Genomic DNA, 23,964 nt, shown 5'->3' with positions numbered 1-23,964 from the left:
GAGAGCGAGAAGCATTTTTTAGACTGAGAATCACTTATTTGGTAGCCAACTGTGTTTTCGCGTCTGTTAAATTATTAAATATGTCTTTCGTCACGGGATGAACTGAGCCGAATTCAGGATTTCTAATCAATGCATCATAAGACAATTGGTAGAAGTCCCGTGCCTTACGATATTCATTTAATCTGTACCAAGCTGTCCCGATATTATTGCGGTGCAGAGCCACAGTAATATGTTCTTCGCCAAAATACTTCAGCGCAGTCGCCAATCCAATCTCATAGAATTCTATTGCTTTGTAATATTCGCCTAGAGAGAACCAGGCCATTCCTAAATGATTTCTATCTATGCTTACATTGTGATGCGCTTCGCCATAAAACTTCAAATCAATATGTAATGCCAATTCAAATTGTTCTATCGCTTTACGAAAATCCCCCATTGATATCCATATTTCACCCAAATTATTCCTGTCTCTTGATACATTGGGGTGAAAATTACCGTAGGTTTTTAAGTCGCTAGCTAACGCCATCTCTAGCATGCTTATCGCTTTTTGATTGTCTCCCAGTTTCGCCCAAACGAGGCCTAAATTACTTCGCTCAGTTGCTACGGTTGGATGAAATTCACCGTAAGTATCGAGATCACTAGTCAAAGCCATTTCATAATAATCTTTTGCTTTAATGTATTGCCCTTGCGCAAGCCACGCTGTACCCAAATTATTGTGATTCAGCGCCACGTCAGGGTGTGCTTCCCCATGTGTTTTAATGTTACTGGACAAAGCCAATTGATGGTAGACAATGGCCTCGGGATAGTTTCCCAATTCACCCCATGTTGCCCCCAAGTTATTGTAATAGAGTGCTATTCGAGGGTGAGCTTCTCCATAGGTTTTAAGATCACTATTCAGCGCCAATTCGTAAAATTTAATTGCCTTGTTATACTCGCCCAATGCTCCCCATGCCATCCCTAGATTATTGCGGTCAACTGCGACTTTCGGATGATCTTCTGAAAATATTTTTAGATTACTCTCCAATGACAATTCATAGTAATTAATTGCACGGCGATACTCACCCAAAGAGCGCCAAGCTACTCCTAAATTGTTACGACCAATCGCCACAAATGTGTGAGATACACCTAAAGTCTTCAGGTTGACTTCCAATGCCAATTCAAAAAAAGAAATTGCCCTACGATATTCTCCAAGAGCGAGCAACGCAGATCCGAGGTTATTTCGATCTCTTGCCACATTTAGATGGTCATCACCGTAAATTTTTAGGTCGGTATATAAGGCCTGTTCATAAAACTCTATTGCCTTGCGATGTTGCCCCAAGGCAAGCCATGCTGAACCTAAAAGGTTACGATCCGTTGATACAACTGAACTCGTTTCACCATATTTTTTACGGTCGATGACTAAAGCCATTTCAAACCAGCTTCGCGCCTCACTAAAGTATCCAAGTTCAAAGGCACATTGGCCCGCAGCAGACAAATAAAAAGGGTACTCTGGATGCAGATAAATTGCCTTTTTGCTGTTCAAATAGGCTTCGTGAAATTCGTTATCTAAGAATTGCAATTTTGCAAGTTGATATGCTGTCTCCGCAGCATTTTGATCCTCTTGTTGCTGTTTCTTCTTCAATAGTTCTTTCAATTTAGGAACATCATATCGCTCATATGCAACCTGGATTAGTTTAGCGATTTCATTATTTGAATTTAGCAGAGTAATCCGCGTTCTTAGTATTTCTAACTCCCGCGCTAGATTCTTTGCATATTTCCAGCTTTCAATTAACTTCTCTTGGTCGGAGAGTTTTCGTTTTTCTTGTAGACTAATAGCATCAAGATTTTTCTGAATCTGTTGAGAGAGATTTTTAACCTTGATCTCATAGTTTTTGATCTTGCGTTGGTCTTCTGGGTTACTGAAAATACTGATTTGGCCATTGTTCACGCCAATTTGAAGAACTCCGCCGACAATATTAACTGTACCAACGTTAGTCGAGATTTGAACACAATTGTCGCCGCTGCAAATTTGCTCAATTGCCAATGCCGTAGTTGAAAAAAAGAGGTATGCCAGTAGTAAGACACTTGATCTCATCACTATTTGTTTGTGGACGGTTTACTGGTTGACGAGTTTTCAATATTCATTGTTCCGTTATTGACACCAATTTGGGTTCCGTTACGTCCGTTAAGTGTTTGGTCAACCGCTATAGGCTTGATCGAAGTTGGTTTAGAGAGAAGTGTCGCTGGATTGATCATAAATACAACTACGAAAACTGCCAAAGCTCCTCCCGCTCGTATCGAAAATTTTTTCCATTTACTTTGTACATGTAGGAATCCAGCAAATATGCCAGCGACACCAGCGGCGGCTAGAGCCAGAACGATTTTGAAAGTCTCTTGCTGTGTGGGAGTTGGATTTGGGATAAAAAGATTAATGGCAAGTATTGCGATTATAAAAAACACTCCAAAAATGCCTGCAGCTTTTGTTCCCAATGACATTTCTTTAGATCGGTTCATATATTTGGTCCTTATAGTCAACATCGTTGTGATTCCTGGTTTAGCGATACACATCAAATTCAAACCAGAAAGTCGAACCCTGCCCCGGCGTGCTGACAAAACCGATTTGCCCATGCATTTTTTCCAGCATGGCCTTGGTGATGGATAAGCCCAGACCAGTGCCGCCTTTTTGTCGGGTATCTGTACCGTCAGCCTGGGTGAATGGTTCAAACAAGTGGGCTTGAAATTCGGTAGCAATGCCTACGCCCCTGTCCCGTACTTCGACACGGTAACGCGGGCCCTTGCCAAAGACGCGCAATAACACAGTTTCCCCTTCACGCGAAAATTTGGCGGCATTGGAAATCAGGTTTGCCATCACTTGCATGAGCCTGTCGTGGTCAGCCAGTATCCAGGCTTGTTGCGGGTGATGGTCTAGTACCAGGCTGACCTTGAGCGAACTGGCATATGACATATGCAGCTCCAACGCATTCTGTACCAGCGCCACCAGGTCCAGTGCTTCCGAGCGGAATATCATCTTGCCGCTGGCCAGCTTGTCCATGTCCAGAATATCGTTGACCAGGGTGATCAGGCGTTTGCTGTTGTTGTGGGCGATGCGTATCAGGTGCTCGGCCTGTTTGGGCAAGACACCACTGACGCCGGACTCGAGCAAACTCAAGGAACCACGGATAGAGGTCAGTGGCGTGCGCAATTCATGGCTGACGACGGAAATGAATTCCGTCTTCAAACGGTTCATGCGCAAGCGGTCGCTGATGTCCATGGCAAAGGCAACCCAGCCACGTTCTGAATTTTCCAGATGACTGAGACCGACCAGGATGGGTACGCCTACATTTCCGCCTTGCAGCAACATGATTTCAAAAGGCGCGGTGGTGCCGGTCTGTATCAAGTCTTTATAGGCCTGCTGGCAAATCTTCAGGTCCTGTGGAGAAAGCAGGGTGTCCCACAGATTATCGCGGGTCAGCAGATAGTCTCGGTCATAGCCGCTGAACTGGGTAAACACATCATTCACATCCAGTATCTGGCCTGCTTCATTGCCCTGGATAATCCCGATCAGGCTGGAATTCATCAGTCTTTGCAGACGCTGTTCACTGGTGCGCAAGGCATCCAGCGTCATTCTCTGCTCTGTCACATCTTCTATCATCCAGACCGCACCGCGCACATAGCTTTCTGTTGGCAAGGCACGTCCGGCCACACGACCGGTAAAAGATTCACCATTAAATCTGCGTAACTGCCATTCCAGCCCGACCAGTTCATCGGCCTGCAGGCCAGGTGCGACTTTGGAAGCGAAGGCTTCATAATCGTCCAGTCCTTGATACAGGAAGCTGGTCTTTACCCCTATCATGGCCTGGGCATTGGGGAAGCGACATAATTCTGCCAGCGCCTTGTTGGCCCTGACGATGACACCATCGCTGACAAACATGATGCCCACCGGTGCATTGGTGATGAGGATCTCCAGTTCCCTGGCCAGTTCCTTATAGCGGTTCTTATTGGATTTGAGCAGTTCCTGATTGTGTCTCAGCATTTCCTCGGTTTGCTTGCGCTCGGTGATATCGATATGGGTACCAACCATGCGCAACGGCTTACCCTTGCTATCCCACTCAACAATGCTGCCGAGTGACATGATCCAGCGCCAATCGCCATTCTTGTTTTTTTGCCGGAATTCGGCGTGGTAGTCTGCATTACCCTGGGCCGCAGCATGGGCTTTATAGGCGCGTTTCAGATTCGCCAGATCATCGGGATGGACACCCGTGCCCCAAAAATAATCCCAGAATTGCTGGGGGTGACTAAAGTCGCCGGGTTCGTAACCCAGCATCTGCAAATATTCAGGACTGAAGCTACCTTCACCTGTCTGCAGATTGATGTCATACAGGCCCTGGTTCGAGGCTTTCATGACCAGGCTGCGCTGACGTTCAGCCGCCAGCAATCTTTGCTCGGTCAGCTTGCGTTCGGTATTGTCACTCAGAAAGCCATGCCAGAGTACGCTACCGTCCGGCAGTTGTTCAGGGGTGGCGTCACCCACCACCCAACGGTCTGGCTGCCCTTTGGAAATGATGCGATATTCCTGGTGCCAGGGGCTGAGCTCAGCAAAGGATTTGCGCACCGCCGCGATCATTTTGGGTAAATCATCGGGATGTATTTTGGCAAACATGAAGCTGGCATCTTCACGTAATTGTTCTGCCTTGACACCAAAAAAAGCTTCTACTGCTTCACTGGCGTAAGGCAGGCAAAAACGGGCATCCGGGTAGCGCCGGAATTGATAAAACATGCCGGGCAGGCAGCGTGAGAAATTGGATAACAGGGCATGACTGCGCTGCAATACTTCCAGCTCCGTTTCACACGGCGTTTGATTGGCTGGCATTGCAGGTAATTCAGACATGCCCGGTGATCTTTTTCATGCTGGTCAATGGTACAGCGCGGTGATTTCGTCAAAAAAATCGTAGACGCCCTGTTCACTCATCTTGCGTGCATTCGACAATTCACCACCTTTGGAAGCGAACAGCACACTATTGTCTGGCCTGAGCAAGACGGCGGCAGGGATACCCTTCTTGGTAGGATTGCCATAGAAATCCACCAATTCCTTGTTTTTATCAAACTGACCTACATTCACTTTCACCGTGATGAACTTGCTGGCCAGCAGGGCTTCGTTCTTGCCATGCATGGATTTGTCGAGTTCCAGGCAATCCTTGCACCAGTTGGCACCAAAGACGACCAGGACTTTTTTATCTGTCTTTTTGGCTTCCGCCAGAGCCTTGTTGATCGCTGCCTGGGCATCAGCAGTTTCATCATAAGCCTGGGGTGGGGCGGCGCTGGCCGGGTTGATAGCGAATACCAGACTGCATGCAAAAATAAGGGAAAGCAGTTTTTTCATCATTGATCCGTCAGAAAATTCAGGAGGGAATGTAGCAAATAAGTAGAAAATAAGTAGCAAACCGGCAGCAAATAAGTGAGAAGTAAGCAGCAAATACAGGATGAGCCTATCTTAGCTTAAACAGCATGTTGCTGTAATTCCTTGTTTTACGTAAATCTAATTTTGCTGTATGTATATTCAGTTATTTGCCTGATTCAGGATAAAATAGCTTATTCCAGCTTTTAATCTTATTTGTTTGAGTGGGACAGTGTTTGAAAAAAATAATTCATTGCGATGGTGATTGCTTCTGCGCAGTGACTGAGATGCGCGATGATACTGCGCTGCTTGGCAAGGCTGTAGTTGACAAACCCGGCCAGCACGGCGGTGTTGCGACCTGGCGACCTGCGATGATGGGGGCAGGCCATACTATGTGTTCAATAATGTATTTCGACGTGATTTTTGATTGCCATGAATAATAAACAACGTCGGATCGCACATCTGGACATGGATGCTTTTTATGCCTCTGTTGAGCTGTTGAGGTATCCTGAACTGCAGGGGCAAGCCGTACTCATAGGCGGGGGCTCTGCTCATCGCCCCATCCCAAAAGGCGATGGCACGCACGAATTTTCACGCATAAAAGACTATGTCGGGCGTGGGGTCGCGACCACTTCGACCTATGCAGCACGGGCACTTGGCATATTCTCCGCCATGGGCATCATGAAGGCAGCGAAGCTGGCTCCCGATGTTTTCTTGCTTCCTACCGATTTTGACTCTTATCGCCATTATTCGCGGCTTTTTAAAGAAGCAGTGGGCAAGATTGCTCCCCAAATTGAAAATCGCGGTATAGATGAAATCTATATCGACCTGAGCGACCATCCGCAAGAAACACGCGTCCTGGCAAGCAGTTTGAAGCAGGCCGTCACAGAGGCAACTGGCCTTACCTGTTCCATTTGTGTTGCCCCCAATAAGCTGCTGGCAAAAATCGGGTCTGATCTGGATAAACCTGACGGTCTGACCATCCTGGGTATGGAAGACGTGCCAACACGGATATGGCCGCTGCCTGTGAAAAAAGTGAATGGGATAGGCCCAAAATCAACTGAGCGCCTGGCAAGCCTGGGTATCAACACGGTTGGCGAGCTGGCAAATGCAGACCTGGGCTTGCTGCAAAATACCTTCGGGAGTAATTATGCTGGTTGGCTGTATAACGCGGCGCGTGGCATTGATGACAGGGAGATTTCCACTGAATCAGAGCCCAAGGTCATCAGCAGAGAGACCACATTTGACCGCGACTTGCATGCCGTACATGACAGGGCGGTACTGAGCGAGATATTCACTGACCTCTGCACCCGCCTGGCGAGGGATTTAACAAAAAAAGGTTACCGCTGCAAAACCGTCGGTATCAAGATCCGTTACACGGATTTTCGTATCTCTACACGCGACATTACCATTCCTGTCGCAACGGCTGATCCTGCCGTCATACGCAGGACGGCCGGGGAATGTCTGCGCAGAGTGGCATTGGAAAATCGCTTTCGCTTGCTGGGCGTCAGGGCCAGTGCCCTCGTCAGAGAGGCAGATGTCAGCAACGAGCGCCAGGTCAGCCAGGGCATGCTGTTTGATGATCCCTGATATTTGGGAAGAGTAATTCTGAGAAGAATAAATTAGGAAAGGGTAATTCAGGGCTGGGCAATTTTAAGAGTTAGTTTTATACCTGCTGCGTTCCAGTCTTTCGCTGCCCCCGGCAGCAATTGTTTCAAATAGATCATCCAGTGAAGTAAAGATTTCCCAATGGTCAATATGCTTTTGCTGTGCGATCGCGTGGATGAGTTTCAATTCCAGCTCAGCTTCACGTTTGCCCTTCCATAACTTGTCAGCAGTGGCAACAGCTAATTCTTCCAGGCTCAGGCCTTCCCCCTGCCATTGCGCATGACTTACACAGCATCGGGCGACGATACTCTGCACACCTTGACCCAACAACATTTTTTCACCGGCAGGCTCATGCAAAGAACCCGGGCCATCCAGTTCATTGGGATGCAGGATTTTTCCGGCGTCATGGATGGCGGCACCAAGACGTATCAGATTTGCATCGAATGCCAAATCCATGTTTTCAAACCCGGTGATCAGCATATCTGCTGCTTCGCCCACCAGTTTGACATGGGTGAGCAAGCGCTCTGATGCGCCGAGTTGTGACAGCAACTGGTAAGCTTCAGTGGTTGTGTTGAGCATGAGAAACAATAATGAGCAATCAAGAAAACCAATAAAAAAGGCTTGCACAGTGCTGTGTGCAAGCCCACCCCTTGTCAGACTATTTACTTGAAATCGCCAGCGAACACGCGCAAGGTCTTTTCAAAGCCCAGATGTTTGGCCATGGCTTCTTTTACTTGTGCCACAGTCAGTGCCTGGATTTTTTTCTCTACTTCAGCACGGTATTGCATATTGCGGCCCAGGTAGAGGTTGTTTGCCAGCGTTGATGCCAGCATGGCGTCCTGGCTGCGTTCCAGCTGGTATTGCTGTATCAGGCTCTTCTTGCCATCTTCCAGTTCAGCGGGTGAGAAACCCTCAGTCAGTGCACGGGCGATTTCTTCGCGTATGCCGGTTTCCAGCTTGGCACGGTTTTGCGGTGCATAGATCGCGCCTATGGAAAAGCTGGCGACTTCATCCAGGGCAGAGGCATTGAAACCCGAGCCACCACCATAGCTGACGCCATCTTTTTGACGGATGCGGTTCAGTATGCGTGAGTTGGCGCTGCCACCCAGCAGGTAGTTGCCCATCACCAGTGCAGGATAGTCAGGATGCTTGATACCCAGCGGCAGTTGCATGGCGGCATAGAAGAAGGCATTGGCCTTGTCCGGCGTGATGATTTGCTTATTATCTGCCTTGGTGGCCTGGTAAGGCTTGGCAACACGGTTGAATTTTTGCTGGGCATTCCAGTCGCCAAAGGCAGCTTGTAATTCAGCTTTCAGCTTGTTTGCATCAAATTCACCAACGACGGCAATTTGCGCCTGGTTTGCCTGATTGGCACCATAGAACTCTTTCCAGAAAGCCTTGACGTCGGCCAGTTTGGCGGCCTTCAAATAGGCGATCTGCTCATCAATCCCGCGATAGTAGCGTGGATCATCTGCTGACCAGGTATTCATGGCTTTTTTGCCCGCATCTATGGCAACGGATTGTGGTTCCTTGCGTGACTCTTCCAACTGCGCCAATTGCGAGTTCAGCAATTGGGTGAATTCGGCTTCGCTGAAAGCCGGTTGGCGCAGGGCATCGCGCACCATTTCTAATACCCGTGGCAGGTTGTCGCGTATGGTTTCTACCTGGATATTGGCAGAAGTCACATTGCCATTGATCTGCAACTTGGCCTTGAGCTTGTCCAGTTCTTCAGTAAATTGCTGGTGGCTGAGTTTTTCTGTACCACGGCTGAGCATGGCAGCGGCCAACTCTGCAGCACCGGCTTTGCCTTTCAGGCTGTTTTCATCACCCAGATTGATATGCATGGACAACACGACAGTATTGCCACGTGTAGTCTTGGGCAACAACGCATACTTCATGCCATTGCTGAGCGCACCTGTCACAGTGCGCTTGTCGATATTATCGGCAGAGGCGACAAAGTTTTCTGCCTGGGCGATGGCTACGCCAGGTTTGAATTGCTTGATTTGCTCATCCACGGCGACCTTGGCCGGGGCTGGTGTGCGATCCGGTTTTTCAGTCGGGATAAAGCTACCCGAGGTGCGGTTGCTGGATTTTAGCCAGGTAGTGGCGACGCGTTGCACATCATCAACCTTGAGTGCCTTGACGCGATCGCGGAACAGGAAGAACAAGCGCCAATCACCGGAGGCTATGCTTTCAGACAGGGAAACGGCAAATTTTTCCGGATCATTGAAGACCTGGGCAATATCTGAATCCAGTTTGGCCTTGGCACGCGCCAGTTCTGCTTCAGTCACTGGTGACTTGTCGAAGCTTTCTATGGTGTCCAGTAATATTTTCTTGGCTTCCGGCAGGTTTTGCTCGGTGCGCAAGTTTGCCCCCAGCATCAAAAAGCCGGGTTCTTCCAGATTTGCTGCCCAGGGGAATACATCTGCAGTTTTCTTGGTTTCGACCAGGGCTTTGTAGAGACGGCCATTGGGTGTGTCACCCAGTATCAGGGCCAGTGCTTCAGTCGCGGCATAATCGGGATGGGCAGCAGGCACGGTGTGATACAAGGCGGCGATGGCTTGAGAGTCACCAACGCGGCGCACGATGACATCACGCTCACCATCTTGCACAGGGTCTAATGTATACGTAGGTTCCAGCGCACGCTTGGGCTTGGGGATTTTGGAAAACTGGGTAGCGATCAGTTGCAGGGCCTGTTTGGCATCAAAAGCACCGGCCACGATCAGGGTGGCATTGTCAGGCTGGTAGTATTTGCGCCAGAAGGCTTGCAGGTGCGGGATGTTGACATTCTCAACGTCGGTGCGTGCACCTATGGTGTCCTTGCCATAGTTATGCCACTGGTGAGCGCTGGACATGATGCGCTGTATGAGGATGCCGACACCGGAATTCTCATTCTTTTCCATTTCATTGCGCACGACTGAGAACTCAGTCTTCAAGTCTTCGCCAGAAATACGGGAATTGACCATGCGGTCAGCTTCCATGCTGATAGCCCAGGCCAGGGTTTCTGGTTTGGCAGCAAAGGTTTCATAGTAATTAGTGCGGTCCAGCCATGTCGTACCATTGAATTGCACGCCGCGCTGTGACATTTCTTCCCACAGGCGGGGATGTGCCTTGCTGCCCTTGAACATCAGATGTTCGAGCAAATGCGCCATGCCGGTTTCGCCATAATTCTCATGGCGGGAGCCGACGCGGTAAGTAATGTTAACGGTGGTGGTCGGTTTGCTGGCATCTTGTACCAGCAAGACGCGCATGCCATTTGCCAGCTGGTACTCATCTATGCCCTCGACCTGACGCACAAATTGCACTCCCGCAGGCAGCGCGGTTTTGGCCGTTGTCGCATTTTCAGCCGCGATGGCTGGCGGGATATGTACCAGGGTAGTAAAAGCCAATGTCAGGGACAGACTCAAGCTGCTGAGTTGCATGCGCGATGATTTCATGTAGCGACCTTTATGAATATATAAATACAAAGTAGTGAATATCGTCTCTCCACTTGTCATGGAGAAGGCCAGGACTCAGACCAGCAAAGACCAGATCTGGTTCAAATCTAAAGCGATCAAGCTTAGTACAAACATAACAAGGAAAGCAACAAAATATACATGCAATGATGATAATGAATACTGAGAGCAGGAAGAATGAGGGTGCGAGGCAAAAGTTTCGACATGCCAGACCTGGCTACAGCACGCAGCATCTTGAACAAGTAATCCGTGTAACTATCTGAATAAAGGCTATACGTAAGGAAATGTCAGCGCTGCTGACCAGTTTCATCAGTAAATTTGAAGTTTGGGGGATCGGAGAGATGCAGCAGATGGTGCGACCGACAGGAATCGAACCTGTATTGCGAGCTTCGGAAACTCGTATCCTATCCGTTGGAAGACGGTCGCGTGCAGATATTTGCAGACCGCTATTGTAGCTGTTTGGATACTATTGTGTATGGAATAAAGTCATCTAAATCTGAATTTGCATTACTTAATTATCTAATTACTTATATGTTGACCACTGACGGGACGACGATGGCGTCGCAAGACTTGCAAGAGATGGAGAAGGCGTTCGTATCTGGACATCTTATTATGATACCTGCGCAGCCAGACCACTGCCAAATATCAATAGAGAAGGTCAACGCACAGCCGTGCAGCAGTCATACATTGCCAATGTAAGGCAAACATTCCGCGCTGATTTGCGCCAGCACGTCTGCATCAAAGCGGGAGAATTGTCGTTAAACCTGTCCGATTTTCCGGATTCTTGGCCCTCAGAGACTGCTTTTCATTCCAAACACAGCGCTTTCGCACTATAATCCCAAGCTTTGGCACTTGCGGTTTAAGTTGCCTGCAAGCATAGACTAAGAATTTTCTGTACCTAATTTATTTGCATTGAGGAAACCATGAGCGACGCGCACGACGAACACGAATCAGCGATCAAGACCCCTAAGCAACTTATCGTTGCTATTCTTGCCGGATTCCTGGTCCCAATTATCGCCATTGTCTTGCTGGTACAGTATGTATCGAATGACAAAAAAGTCGGCGCAGGTTCTTCTGCCCTGACAGCAGAAGCAGTTGCTGCGCGTATCAGCCCGGTAGCTGATCAGGGTTTTAACTTCAAGGATGCCAACGGTCCCAAGACTTTGCAATCTGGCGAAACAGTATATAAAACTATTTGTTCGGCTTGCCACGACAGCGGCGCAGCTGGCGCACCAAAATTTGCTGATTCCGCTGCCTGGGCCCCGCGCATTGCACAAGGTTATGACAAGGTCGTTGCGAATGCGATAGGTGGTTTGCGTGCCATGCCAGCTAAAGGCGGTAATCCTGATCTGGACGATATTGAAGTTGCCCGTGCAGTTGTGCATCTGGCCAATGCAGGTGGTGCCAAGTTCAAGGAGCCTGAAGTCAAGGCACCGGCCGCTGCAGCTTCAGCTGAGGCATCTGCAAAATAAAGCTCGTGTAATAATCTGAGTCATGCCAACAAAAAACCCCGGTGCGCCGGGGTTTTTTGTTGGCTTTATGCTGCATATCGACGCAAATTGCATATAGATAGATAAAAATTCCAGTTAAATATAGTCAAAATGAGGTTTTGAACGATACAAACTGTTTTATTTAGATACATTTTGGTGCAAAATTTTCCTTAGTAGTAGTTTCTGCGATGACTCATGCAAAAAGGAAATATAGTTACTTTATTTTAATGTTTCCTTTTATCAATATTGATACAAAAAACTCGTTTTTCTTTGAAACTTTTCTATAGCCTCATAGTCAAAAGCAGGTGCTCCCCCTTACCCATTTATTGTCATAATCGCAGCTTGTTGTTTTTTTGCTGCATGCATTCTATCAATATTGACAATGGAATCTCTTAGATGTTCTCATGCTGAGGCAAATTTTCTGAAAGTAATTTCTCAAAATTTCTTAAGCGTAAAAAAAAATTTCCATATTATTTGGTAATTTTGCAATTTGGCAAAGCTTGTTTGGTTTTTGCCAGATTTTGTTTAGAACATATAAAGAACGGAGCGCAATAGTGATAAAAGAAAAAACAATTTCAAGATCGGTACGACTGATCTGTTCTAGTGGTTTGTTGTTGAGCATGGGTATGCTGGCTCAACCAGCTTTCGCACAAGAAGGTGTACAGAAAGTTGAAATTACCGGTTCCAGTATTAAGCGTACTGAAACAGAAGGTGTTGCAACGACTCAAATCCTGAGCCGCAAAGACATCGAACAATCAGGCAAAACTTCCATCGCTGATGTGGTTCGCAGTATCTCTGCCGACAATAACGGCAGTATCAGCGGCTCTTTCACTAACGGTTTCGCTGGTAGTGCTTCTGGTGTCTCCCTGCGTGGTCTGAGCGTCAGCTCTACCCTGGTATTGATCAATGGCCGCCGCACAGCACCGTATGGCTTCGGTGATGATGGTCAACGCAGCTTCGTCGATCTGAACTCCATTCCGCTGGATGCAGTTGATCGTATCGAAATTCTGAAAGACGGCGCTTCCGCGATTTACGGCTCTGACGCTATCGCCGGCGTGGTCAACGTTATCTTGCGTCAAAACTATGTAGGTCAATCTGTTTCCGCCAATATCGGCCAGTCTTCCCGTGGCGATGGCCGTACCACGAGCGCATCCGCTGCGATCGGTTTCGGTAATCTGCAAACAGATAAATACAATCTCTTCATGACGATTGATGCCAAAAAGCAAGAAAAAATCTGGCAAAAAGACCGTAGTGACTACATCGGCCAGGCTGATGCACGTCCATGGGGTGGCCGCGACCAACGCGCTGGTTTCATCACTTCCGGTAATGCCGGTGGTTCCAATGCACTGGGTACCGTACGTCCAGTAAGTGCAACTGGCGGCACTATCGCTGGCCGTGGTGTTCAACAATTGCCAGGTACTTGCTCTGCGGCAAATCTGGACCCAGTTGGCGGCACATCTCTGGATAATGCTGGCGGCGGTTGCTTGTTTGACCCAGTTGCCTACCAAACTATTCAGCCAGAAACACAAAACCTGAATCTGTATGCACGCGGTACTTTTGCCATCAATGACAAAACCACAGCGTACACAGAATTGGGCTTGTTCAATAGCAAGGCAAAAACACAGACAACACCATCCGGTTTGACTGGTTCTGGTTTTGATCTGGTCAATGCCCGTGTCAACATTACTGGTTCAGGTCCTGACCAATTGTTGTTGCCTATCGGCCATCCTGACAATCCGTTTGCTGATGCTCGCGCACGCCCACGTTGGATCGATACTACTCGTCCACGTACTGCCGATCTGGAAACCACAGTTACCCGTTTCCTGGCTGGTGTAAAAGGCACATTTGCCGAGTGGGATTACGACACTGGCTTCCTGTATGCTGAAAGCAAAACAGACAAGACTCAAAACGGTTACTACCGTCAATCTGCTTTGAAAGCAGCCGTGGCTAATGGTACTTTCCGTATTGGTCAAGGCCGTATCAATACACCTGAAGTATTGGCACTGGTTTCTCCAACCCTGAAAAACTCCGGCGTGACCAAGAGCACATCGGTAGATTTCAAGGCAACACGTGAACTGGCACAATTGCCGGGCGGCCCATTGGCTATCGCGGTTGGTGCTGAGTATCGTAAAGAAGAAACCAACAGCGAAGCAACACCATTCACTAACACGAATGACATCGCTGGTCTGGGTTACTCTGCTGCCAAAGGTTCGCGTAATGTCAGCGCGCTTTATACAGAATTGGCTATCCCGGTATTGAAATCCCTGGAATTCCAATTGGCGGCACGTTCAGACAAATACTCTGACTATGGTCGTTCCACTACGCCTAAAGCTGGCTTCAAATACACACCAACTAATGCTATCGCATTCCGTGGTACGTATGCTGAAGGTTTCCGTGCGCCTAGCGCGGCAGAGAATGGTGATTCCGCTGTAGCTGCATTTACCAATATCGGCAGCGATCCTGTCCGTTGTGCAGTGACTAAACTGGCTGCTGATTGTTCTTCACAACAGGTTGGCGCGATCACGATCGGTAACAAAAACATCAAGCCTGAAACATCCAAGAGCTATAGCCTTGGTCTGGTTGTAGAACCTATCAAGAACTTCAGCATCTCCTTGGACTGGTGGAAAATTGTCCGTGACGGCGAAATCAGTGGTTCTGACCCAGGTGCGATCGTTACTAACCCAGCTGGCTACCCAGATGCACAAATCGTGCGTGGCGAACCAACAACCAACTTCCCTGGCCTGGTTGGTCCTATCCTGATGGTGAAAGCGCCTTACCTGAATGCTGGTAAGACACAAACTTCCGGTCTGGATCTGGATATGCGTGCCAAGTACGACATGGGCAGCAACGGCAAGTTGAATGCTGGCCTGGTCGTTACTTACATGAACGAGTTCAGAAGAACTGATGCTGACGGTACTGTGCATGAATTTGCTGGTACTCACGGTGACGTGAACCTGTCTGGTGACGGCGGTACTCCACGTACTAAAGTCAGCGTTAGCCTGGGTTGGGAACGTGGTCCTTGGACATTGTCCGGTAACGTCAACCATGTATCCAGTATCAGCGACACCAATGAAATCGGTGGCGATTGCCTGGACGTTGATGCCAACGGTAAGCCTTACCTCGGTTGCCGTATAGCTTCATTCACGACAGTTGACGTGTTCGGTAAATGGAAAATGTCCAAAAACCTGGAATTCACAGCATCGATCACTAACCTGTTCGACAAGATGGCACCGCTGGACGTCCAGACTTATGGCCGTATCAACTACAACCCATCCCTGCATCAGTCCGGCGCAGTTGGCCGCTACTGGAACATCGGTGGTCGTTACACGTTCTAATGTTGGCGTAGTTTAGTGTAGTCACACCGGCTTTGTTATGCCGGTGCTGGCGACACAAATACAAAAATTGAAAACCCCACAAGCTTGCTTGTGGGGTTTTTTATTGGGAGACCATCTGATATCACTGAGCCAGGGATTGAATTGGCTATGCTGATGGCATTGAATGCAAGCCTCCTGGAGACATAGATTGGCAAACATTCCAAAATTTTGCCAGCACCGTTTCCTGCGAACCTGCTTACAATCTGTAGCGAGCGTCAGCTGGGAGAAGAGCAGCGAAAAAAGCGGGATATACTCTGGTACATGAGCATTTTGAGCAGCACATGGGCCACGATCACGCACGCGCTGTAAGATCGTAAACAGGTTCTAAGGTCTTCAATGTATTCATTGCATGACTAATCCCTGGCTTACCGAATTCCAGGACTTTTTTGAAATCTACTGCACAGTAATAGTTCCGTTCGCCAGTTTGTGGGACTCGATAGCCTCAGTATTGCCAAGAATTGCCGTCGCTGATGCCGGGAAAACTCCGCTACTGGATTTCGACATTAAGTTGTCAAGTAAAATTGACAGGGAAGCGTTAATTTGCTCGTTCGACTTTCCTTGTGCCAGTTGGTCACGCAAATCAATCAACTGTTCGGCAACATCTAAACGCCCTTTCAACAGGTCTTGCTTGGTGCTTGCTAATTGTAATTCAGCGGTTTTATTAGCCAGTTCCCGCATGTCTGAGTGAAATAATGATTCTACCGTGTCCACCAGTCGTTTCAATATTCGAAACACTAGTCCAGAAGAAAATCCGCCCAGTAAAGCCAATACTGGCTTGGCGATGGTTGGAGTATCAGCATTAGCATGCAATGGCAACATAACGGCCAATAATAATCCGGCGACAAAACCCAGGCCAATACGGATCCAATAAGTGGTGTCGTAGCGAGAGTCAAAAGTCCCGTCTGTAATATATTTCTGCATTTGAAATAGCGCATGAAAGGTGCTCCCCATGCCAGCAGAAGTGAGCAAAAAACAGATGATGACTAATAGTGGGACTCCAGATAAATGATAAATATCTGAATTAACATTGATGCTGTCGACCGTAGGAGACATGCTCAATATAATAAATCCACAAGTACACAGAAATGATGCCAGAGTCAAACGGCGTATGTTGGGCAATGGACCGAACATTGATACCCAAGATCCGTTGGTAGCGTCATGATCGAGCAATTGGAGTGTGCTTGGCATCGCAGGTGCTACCAATTTAGCTAGCTGATCATGTAATTTAATCAGGTCAATCAACAAGGTGTCGGATGGCTCATTGTGATCACTTGTCCTTTCCAGCAAACCCGCCATTTCTTGTATTGCTTGAGGTATTTCCATGCCACGGCCGAAGGCATAGCGCAGCATTGACTCACTTTCGCCAATAAGTTGCATCCGCAGTTGCATGAACATTTTCCTTATTTTTGAATGTCGTTGATTTTGGCGCTTCTATTGTTTTTCTACTCTGAATACATTTTTGTGGTTAATTTTTTAACAATGGCAGATGCTAAGGATATTGTCCAAACTGGTTGAGCTACCTACTTATCTGCAACAAATGCAAGTGGTACTCCCTTCATCAACTTGATTCGCCTGAATCCATCGCAACAATAATTTCCATCTAATTACTGACATAGGAAGCGAATAGCGAAGTGACTCAGTAATTTCATTACGAACTAACTACTTGTTTTCAAGTGCCAGATGCAATTGCCAAGATTGAATAACTGATAAGAATAGAACGGTTCATTATTATTTATACTTCTTATTTTTACAAGATTTTTTAGTCTGTGTTTGCAATCTAAGAACCTGATGAGGTGAACGACCGCAAGTGCGCCTTGCTCGCATTGCGTCGCTGCAAGGCAAATTTGAAGAAGATACAAAGCGTTCTGACCGACAGCGGTTATATAGGCTTATCTTTTGCACAAGGAGTAATGCAGATACTGGGTGAGTCAGTGATGGTACAGATTGCCAAGCGTCGTGAGCTGGACAGCTTGAAGGCGTTGCCCAAGCGCCGGATCGTCGAACGCAGCTTTGCTTGGTTGGAGAAGAACAGGCTGTCATGGAAGAGCTGCGAGCGTTGGCTAAACATGGACTTGGAATTCATTCACCTGGCGATTTTGGCCTTGCTGCTCCGAAGATCGTAAACGCGCTCTGAAGTCGTGAAGCCCCCTCGCACGCTCATATTTTCCATCCAGGATTCCTGGCGATATGACTGGCTGGGCCATGACGGGATTTTTTGGACAGAGAAGAATCTTCCAGTAAGGAAAGTGATAGTTTGGCATCTCAGACTTCAACTATGATCAATAGTCTGTTGCCATAAAGAGACACGCTAGATTATTGAATGAGGGGCTCTATAGTTCTCTATGGAAAGAATAATTTCGATCTGACTTCTTTTAAAACAGCTGAAATTGTACATACAAATTTCAGATGGTGAAAAAAGCAATAGCAGATCAGGTCCAAAATGGTGCAAGGTTCATAAGTACCCATTTTTTATCCTGCCATTCAGGCTTTTAGGCGGGTGCAAATTTTTGGATATGAATAATTAGCTAAATTAAATATAAATATCGCTGGCCGACGTTATTACACAACAGTTCATCTTGCGTAATTTTATGACCTGCAATTATTTAACATTTTGGCTCGCAGACAGGAAAAATCCGATTTTTGTAACAAAATCTGCAGTCTTGACATCAAAGTTTTCAAATGGTTCCATGACAAGGAGATTTTTTTTCGGAAAATGAAGCTGTAATTGAAAACAGACAAATGATGAACAAATTGCGATGAATTGCTTTTTTTCATTTTCCGCTAAAAATAATCCAGAAAAGAAAATCTGGCTGTTCCGGGCAAATAGGGGATTCTGGTTACCAATCAGGGTCTTGTCCGGGCGGCCTCGCTCATTAGTTACATTTTTGGGGGTTTAGTCATGGTAGAAAAAATGTTGGCCCGATCCGTACGCCTGATGTTTGTGGGTGGTTTCGCGGTCGGTGCAGGTTTGCTGGCACAACCAGCGATGTCGCAAGACGCAGTACAAAAAGTGGAAATTACCGGTTCCTCGATCAAACGGATAGCACAAGAAGGCGCATTGCCTGTGCAAACCCTGAGCCGTAAAGACATCGAGCAAAGTGGTGCAAATAATGTGGCCGACCTCGTCGCTGCCCTCCCTGCCATGCAAGGCTTTATTACTGCATCCACTTCCGTCAACGGTGGTGGTGCCGGTCGCCAGTCTGCCTCTATCCACGCGATTGGTACTGACTACACCCTGGTATTGTTGAATGGTCGCCGTATGGCACCGTACGGCACAGGTAGTGCCGTCAATCTGGGCAGTATCCCTTTGTCTGCAGTTGAACGCGTAGAGATTTTGACTGACGGCGCTTCCACACTGTATGGCTCAGATGCGATTGCCGGTGTCGTCAACTTCATTCTGAAAAAGAACCAGACAGACCTGAATGTAGAAGCAACCCTGACCAGTCCGCAGCAAAGCGGTGGTCGTAGTGGCAACTTCTCCATTTCCAAAGGTTTTGGCGACCCTGAAAAAGACGGCTTCAACGTCTTGTTCGCTTATAGCCATGACGAACAAAAACCTCTGGAAGCCGCTCAGCGCAGCTTCGCCAATTCCGGTGTCCAGAAGTTCATGAAAGATGGCAAGATGTACGCCACCTGGCAGACCAGTATCAACTCGATACCTGCCAATGCCGACATTTATGATTCCAAGGGCAATAATGCGACCTTCTCGCCTGACCTGGTGAATACTGGCAAATGTAATGGCCCTAGCACTTTCGAACGTGGCGGTGTATGCCGTTATGACTATGCATCGACAGTACAATTGCTGCCAGAACTGAAGCGCGACAGCTTCTTTGCTTCCGGTAATTTGAAACTGGGTAAAGATACGACAGTATTTGGTGAATTGGTCATGTCCAATTTCTCCAATAAAGCACGCTATGCTGCTCCTGCCCAGCCTTTGACTACTTTCAGCACTGATCCTGTAACCGGCCAAAAAGTAATCAATCCGAATTACATCGGTGCCTACAACAAATCTGTTGTGCCGCTGCTGGCAGGACAAGGTATCAATCCGAATGACGTAACGGATGCCTTCTTCTATTTCCGTGCGCGTGATGCAGGTGGCCGTGCTGATGACTATAAAACTGAAGCCCGTCATCTGGTTCTGGGTATAGACAGCAATTACCTGGGCTGGGATTTGAGCGCCAGCTATACCCATTCCGAGAATACAGAAAAAGACGATGCGGTTTCCGGTTACATGAGCGCCAACCGTTTTGATGCTCTGGTCAAATCCGGTGCTTACAATCCTTACGTCATCAATGCCAATGCTTCTGCCATCCTGGCACCAGCGGTGCTGAATGAAAACCTCAGCGTAACCAAATCCAAGATTGATGTCCTGAGCGCCCACGCATCCAAAGAATTGTTTGAGATGAGTGGCGGCAAGGCACAACTGGGTCTGGGCGCGGATACGACCAAGCAGTCTTTCAATGATGCACCTAGCGAACTGGTACAAGGTCCTGGTCCTCAGCATCCGGCATGGACAGATGTCATCATCGGTGGTGGTACGGGTTCCCAAGGCCTGGTTGCTTCCCGCAAGAGCTGGGGTACTTTCGGCGAATTGCTGATGCCTGTCATCAAAAACATGGATGTCACAGCAGCTGTGCGTTATGACAGCTATGACGCCGTCAAGAAAGACAATGTCAGCTATGACGTCAACGGTAATGCTTCACAGCCTGGCACTCAGGGTGTGTCCGTCTCCAAGGCAACTTACAAATTGTCGGCACGCTATCAGCCTATGCAAAATCTGATGTTGCGTGGTTCTTATGGCACAGGCTTCAAGGCACCAACACTGAATGATATTTCTGATCCATTGAAAAACGATGGTTCTTCGAATTTCTTCCCTTGCCCTATCACTAAAGCAACTGATCCACGTTTCCCATATTGCCGTGGTACGTCTGAATACGGTCTGTTGAAAAAAGGTAATCCAAGCACAGGCGGAGATGCTCTGAAAGCAGAAGAATCCAAACAGGCAGCATTTGGTTTCCGCCTCGAGCCTACCAGCAACTTGTCCCTGGGTCTGGACTGGTGGGATGTGAAACTGAAAAACCAAATCCAGAAATTGTCTCAGGATTTGATTTTCACAACACCATCACTGGCGGATCAATACATTTCCCTGTATTACGATCCTATCCAGAAGTCCAAAGTTCTGGTGGCAAATCGTAGCCCGGTGAATCTGGCCAGCTCACGTTATTCTGGTCTGGATTGGGATGCAACGTTCAAATCAGCCACACCAGTCGGTAAGCTGAATGTGAACTGGTCTGGTACTTATATGCTGACGGCAGAAAAAGACGTACCAGGCGCGGCTAAAGAAAGCAGCATTGGTCGCTTTGATTCTTATGACGACGTGACTTTCCGCATCATTTCCAGACTGGTAACTTCGTTGAAGGTATCCGATCAGTACACTCATAGCCTGACCATGAACTACCGTTCTGGTTACCATGACAAAGTGGCAGCTGCTGGTGATGGCTATGTACGTTCCGTCAATGCCGACGGCAGCGTTGGTGGTTATGTAGACATGAATCGTGATGTCAGCAACTACACGACGATTGATTACCAGTTGCAAGCCAAGGTCATCAAAAACCTGACTATCACTGGTGGTATCCGCAATCTGTTCAATGTGGACCCTCCATTCACTATCCGTAATACAGGTGGTGGTAATCAGGTTGGTTACGATGGTCGCTACACTGACCCTCTGGGCCGTACCTTCTATGTGACAGCGCAATACAAATACTGATTTAAGTTTCAGTCAGAAAAAAACCCGGACTTGTCCGGGTTTTTTTTCAAATTTTGCTATGCTGAAGGAAATATTGAAAATTATTTTTCTTTCTTTAAAGAAATAATTTTTTCTGTTTCAGAGACATAATGATTTTTCAATAAAGCGATGTTGCCATGGGGAAATCGTGAAAATTGTGAACAAAATTCAGTCATCGGACAACTGGGGAAGGTATAGTTAATCTGCGTAAAAAATAAGCAAACTTTTATAGCTGTCTAAATGGAAATAAATTGCCGCTTGTAGTCAATTCTTTGAGCGAAAACGCCCGCAAAAAGCCCTTGCTACTGAGCAAAATTCGAGTATATTTCTAACTTTATCTATTGCTTTTCCGTGGATTGACCACAGTACTTTCAATAAGTGCACGCTTCATCATGCATTTATAAGATAAAGTGGCTTGATGGTAATTTTTCCGGCAATGATAAGCAAGCGACGTAGTACTTTGTAACATCTTTGTTTTCATCTTCCTCAACCATTTTTCAAACCAGTCAAGCAAATGAATTTATCAAAAATGACAGTAAGTAGACGTCTGGGACTGGGCTTTGCTCTGGTTTTAACGTTTTTAATTGCCGTAACTATCGTCGGCATTTCGAGAATGTCCCAGATTCAGGGGCGACTGGAGAAGATCGTGAATGTCAGCAATGCCGAGACCCGTCTGGCATTGGATATGCGCGCCATCGTCTATGACCGCATGGTGTCGCTGCGTAATCTGACCTTGTTGAATGATGCGGCAGATATGGAGCCGGAACTGAAAAAGATTGCAGAGCAATCCAAACAGTATGCGACTGCTGATGAAAAATTGAGCAAGATTGCAACTGAAGAAGGTAATGTCTCAACAGAGAAAAAAACCTTGCTGGCCAAGTTGAAAGACGCAGAAACTGCCGCTGCCGCCCTGCCTGCCAAAGCGCAGGAACTGGGCCTGGCAAATAATGCCGAAGCTGCCACTATTACCCTGATCAAGAAACTGCGCCCAGTACAGAAAAAATGGCTGGATGCACTGGATGAACTGGTCACGCTGGAAGACAAGCTCAATACCCAGACTGCTGATGAAGCAAGTTCCGCTTTTAAAGCGGCCACAACCATGATGTTGACCCTGGGTGGCCTGGCATTGGCTGCGGGTATTTTCGCCGCATTCATGATCAGCCGCAGCTTGCTCAGGCAACTGGGTGGCGAGCCTGATTATGCTGCCACTATCGCCGGTCAAATTGCCGCAGGTGACCTGACTGCGCCTATCGATTTGAAATCGGGCGACAGTGCCAGCCTCTTGTATGAAATGAAAAACATGCGCGACAGTCTGGTGAATATCGTCGCCCAGGTACGCAATGGCACAGATACCATTGCCACCGCATCCAGCGAAATCACGACTGGTAATCTGGACCTGTCTTCCCGTACCGAGCAACAAGCCAGCTCTCTGGAAAAAACCACTTCGTCCATGAAGGAATTGACGACGACAGTGAAACAAAACGCCGACAATGCACGCGAAGCCAATCAACTGGCGGCATCTGCATCTGAAGTCGCGCGTCAGGGTGGTGTAGTGGTTGCCCAGGTGGTTGATACCATGGGCTCCATTAATGAGTCATCCAAGAAAATTGTCGATATCATCAGCGTTATTGATGGCATCGCCTTCCAGACCAATATCCTGGCCTTGAATGCTGCGGTAGAAGCTGCCCGCGCCGGCGAGCAAGGCCGCGGTTTTGCGGTAGTTGCTGCTGAAGTGCGTAATCTGGCACAACGCAGTGCTGCTGCTGCCAAGGAAATTAAAACCCTGATTGGCACTTCAGTAGAGAAAGTCGAAATTGGTACCAAGCTGGTTGGCCAGGCAGGTGTCACGATAGACCAGGTAGTCTCCAGCGTGAAACATGTGACCGACATCATTGCCGAAATCAGTGCAGCGAGCCAGGAACAAAGCGTAGGTATTGAACACGTCAACCATGCCATCATAGAAATGGACAGCATGACCCAGCAAAATGCTGCCCTGGTGGAGGAAGCCGCAGCAGCAGCCCAAAGTCTGCAAGATCAGGCTTCTGAACTGGCGAAAGTGGTCAGTGTCTTTAAATTGCACACAGGTGAACGCGCCCAGCAAATCGCTGCTCCCTTGGCACAGGCACCGGTGCGCCGTGTAGAACCGGTAGCAATCAAGACTAAAGCAAGAAGCAATCAGGTAAAATCTTTACCAGCCGCCAGAACTGCGCCGAAAAAAGCGGCTGCATCAAATAGCGCTGATGAATGGGAAGAGTTCTGACACCGGCAATGTCAAGTGCTGATGATTGATCATCCGCACTTAAGCTCGCAACAATTAAACGCCAATTAAACGTCAATTGTTGCGAATAGTGTCTAGCCTTGAAATCTGTTGGAAATTTTTTATACTGAATAGAAAATGAATACAAAGAGTTCTATGAAACCACAATTATCAATTCTCATTTCATCCTTATTGCTGTGCGCCAGTGCTTCTGTCATGGCTGCAGAAACTTCACCAGTAATGGATAGCAAATCCTGCGAACCACCAAAGTATCCAAAAGCAGCTTTGATGAATGAAGAAACCGGCACCGTTACCATGGGTTTTCTCATCAGCACAGATGGCAAGGTCGTCGAATCCAAAGTCGAAAAATCCAGCGGTTCCAAGAGTCTGGACAAGGCTGCATTGGGCGCATTGAGCCAATGCAAATTCAAGCCGGGTACCAAGGATGGCAAGCCAGATCAACTATGGGCAAAAGTTGATTTTGTCTGGAAGCTTGAATAAAGGCATTGCAGCCAAATAAATGAAAAGAGGGAACATAGAATAATGTTCCCTCTTTTTTTTTGGTCCGTTTTTAATGTCTTTAGTGTTTAGTGTACTGAGCTATGCAGACTTATTTGCATAGCT

General features: G+C 47.6%; 13 protein-coding genes, 1 tRNA gene and 1 pseudogene. 7 read left to right on the top strand and 8 right to left on the bottom strand.

Going from position 1 to position 23,964, the window contains the following annotated elements; genetic code table 11:
- Positions 1-34: 34 nt before the first annotated feature.
- From ACO0LD_RS10445 to ACO0LD_RS10430, 4 genes are read right to left on the bottom strand one after another with little or no spacing between them, the layout of a single operon-like run.
- Positions 35-2,071: a tetratricopeptide repeat protein gene (locus ACO0LD_RS10445; protein WP_423006406.1), complete on the bottom strand. Its 2,037-nt coding sequence runs from the start codon at positions 2,069-2,071 to the stop codon at positions 35-37.
- A gap of 2 nt (positions 2,072-2,073) precedes the next feature.
- On the bottom strand, positions 2,074-2,490 hold the full coding sequence (locus ACO0LD_RS10440; RefSeq protein ID WP_423006404.1) for a hypothetical protein: 417 nt from the start codon (positions 2,488-2,490) through the stop codon (positions 2,074-2,076).
- 40 nt (positions 2,491-2,530) lie between these two features.
- Positions 2,531-4,864 carry a PAS domain-containing protein gene (locus ACO0LD_RS10435; protein WP_423006402.1) on the bottom strand — a complete coding sequence of 778 codons (2,334 nt, stop codon included), beginning with the start codon at positions 4,862-4,864 and terminating at the stop codon, positions 2,531-2,533.
- Positions 4,865-4,888: 24 nt separating this feature from the next.
- The gene (locus ACO0LD_RS10430; RefSeq protein ID WP_423006400.1) at positions 4,889-5,359 is read right to left on the bottom strand and encodes a thioredoxin family protein; all 471 of its coding nucleotides are present in this window, start codon (positions 5,357-5,359) and stop codon (positions 4,889-4,891) included.
- A 444-nt stretch (positions 5,360-5,803) separates the two neighbouring features.
- On the opposite strand from ACO0LD_RS10430, the gene dinB reads away from it, so the two are divergent.
- Entirely contained in the window at positions 5,804-6,961 is a 1,158-nt protein-coding gene (gene dinB, locus ACO0LD_RS10425; protein ID WP_423006398.1) for a DNA polymerase IV, read from the top strand.
- 63 nt (positions 6,962-7,024) lie between these two features.
- Here dinB and ACO0LD_RS10420 read toward each other — a convergent pair whose 3' ends face one another.
- The 3 genes from ACO0LD_RS10420 to ACO0LD_RS10410 all read right to left on the bottom strand — a co-directional run bounded on the left by ACO0LD_RS10420 (position 7,025) and on the right by ACO0LD_RS10410 (position 10,860).
- Positions 7,025-7,558, bottom strand: a complete 534-nt coding sequence (locus ACO0LD_RS10420; RefSeq protein WP_423006396.1) for an HD domain-containing protein — start codon at positions 7,556-7,558, stop codon at positions 7,025-7,027.
- 83 nt (positions 7,559-7,641) lie between these two features.
- Positions 7,642-10,416: a M16 family metallopeptidase gene (locus ACO0LD_RS10415; protein WP_423006394.1), complete on the bottom strand. Its 2,775-nt coding sequence runs from the start codon at positions 10,414-10,416 to the stop codon at positions 7,642-7,644.
- 369 nt (positions 10,417-10,785) lie between these two features.
- A tRNA-Arg gene (locus ACO0LD_RS10410) sits at positions 10,786-10,860 on the bottom strand.
- A 497-nt stretch (positions 10,861-11,357) separates the two neighbouring features.
- On the opposite strand from ACO0LD_RS10410, the gene ACO0LD_RS10405 reads away from it, so the two are divergent.
- Together ACO0LD_RS10405 and ACO0LD_RS10400 are read left to right on the top strand one after the other, a co-directional pair.
- Positions 11,358-11,906 (top strand): c-type cytochrome, encoded by a 549-nt coding sequence (locus tag ACO0LD_RS10405; protein WP_423006392.1) that lies wholly within the window; start codon positions 11,358-11,360, stop codon positions 11,904-11,906.
- A 644-nt stretch (positions 11,907-12,550) separates the two neighbouring features.
- Positions 12,551-15,259, top strand: coding sequence for a TonB-dependent receptor (locus ACO0LD_RS10400; protein WP_423006390.1), 2,709 nt, complete (start codon positions 12,551-12,553; stop codon positions 15,257-15,259).
- A 432-nt stretch (positions 15,260-15,691) separates the two neighbouring features.
- Here ACO0LD_RS10400 and ACO0LD_RS10395 read toward each other — a convergent pair whose 3' ends face one another.
- Complete coding sequence (locus ACO0LD_RS10395; protein WP_423006388.1) at positions 15,692-16,687, bottom strand: hypothetical protein; 996 nt, start codon at positions 16,685-16,687, stop codon at positions 15,692-15,694.
- A 401-nt stretch (positions 16,688-17,088) separates the two neighbouring features.
- Here ACO0LD_RS10395 and ACO0LD_RS10390 point away from each other — a divergent pair.
- The 4 genes and pseudogenes from ACO0LD_RS10390 to ACO0LD_RS10375 all read left to right on the top strand — a co-directional run.
- Positions 17,089-17,421: pseudogene (locus ACO0LD_RS10390) on the top strand (transposase); the annotation flags it as partial.
- Positions 17,422-18,209: 788 nt separating this feature from the next.
- Positions 18,210-21,065 (top strand): TonB-dependent receptor domain-containing protein, encoded by a 2,856-nt coding sequence (locus tag ACO0LD_RS10385; RefSeq protein ID WP_423006386.1) that lies wholly within the window; start codon positions 18,210-18,212, stop codon positions 21,063-21,065.
- Between the two features lie 547 nt (positions 21,066-21,612).
- Positions 21,613-23,343, top strand: a complete 1,731-nt coding sequence (locus ACO0LD_RS10380; protein ID WP_423006384.1) for a methyl-accepting chemotaxis protein — start codon at positions 21,613-21,615, stop codon at positions 23,341-23,343.
- A 213-nt stretch (positions 23,344-23,556) separates the two neighbouring features.
- Positions 23,557-23,841 (top strand): energy transducer TonB, encoded by a 285-nt coding sequence (locus ACO0LD_RS10375; RefSeq protein ID WP_423006498.1) that lies wholly within the window; start codon positions 23,557-23,559, stop codon positions 23,839-23,841.
- Positions 23,842-23,964 lie beyond the last annotated feature (123 nt).

The organism is Undibacterium sp. Ji83W (assembly GCF_049340385.1).
Classification (GTDB): Bacteria; Pseudomonadota; Gammaproteobacteria; order Burkholderiales; family Burkholderiaceae_D; genus Undibacterium.
This window is presented reverse-complemented; position numbering and strand designations above follow the sequence as displayed.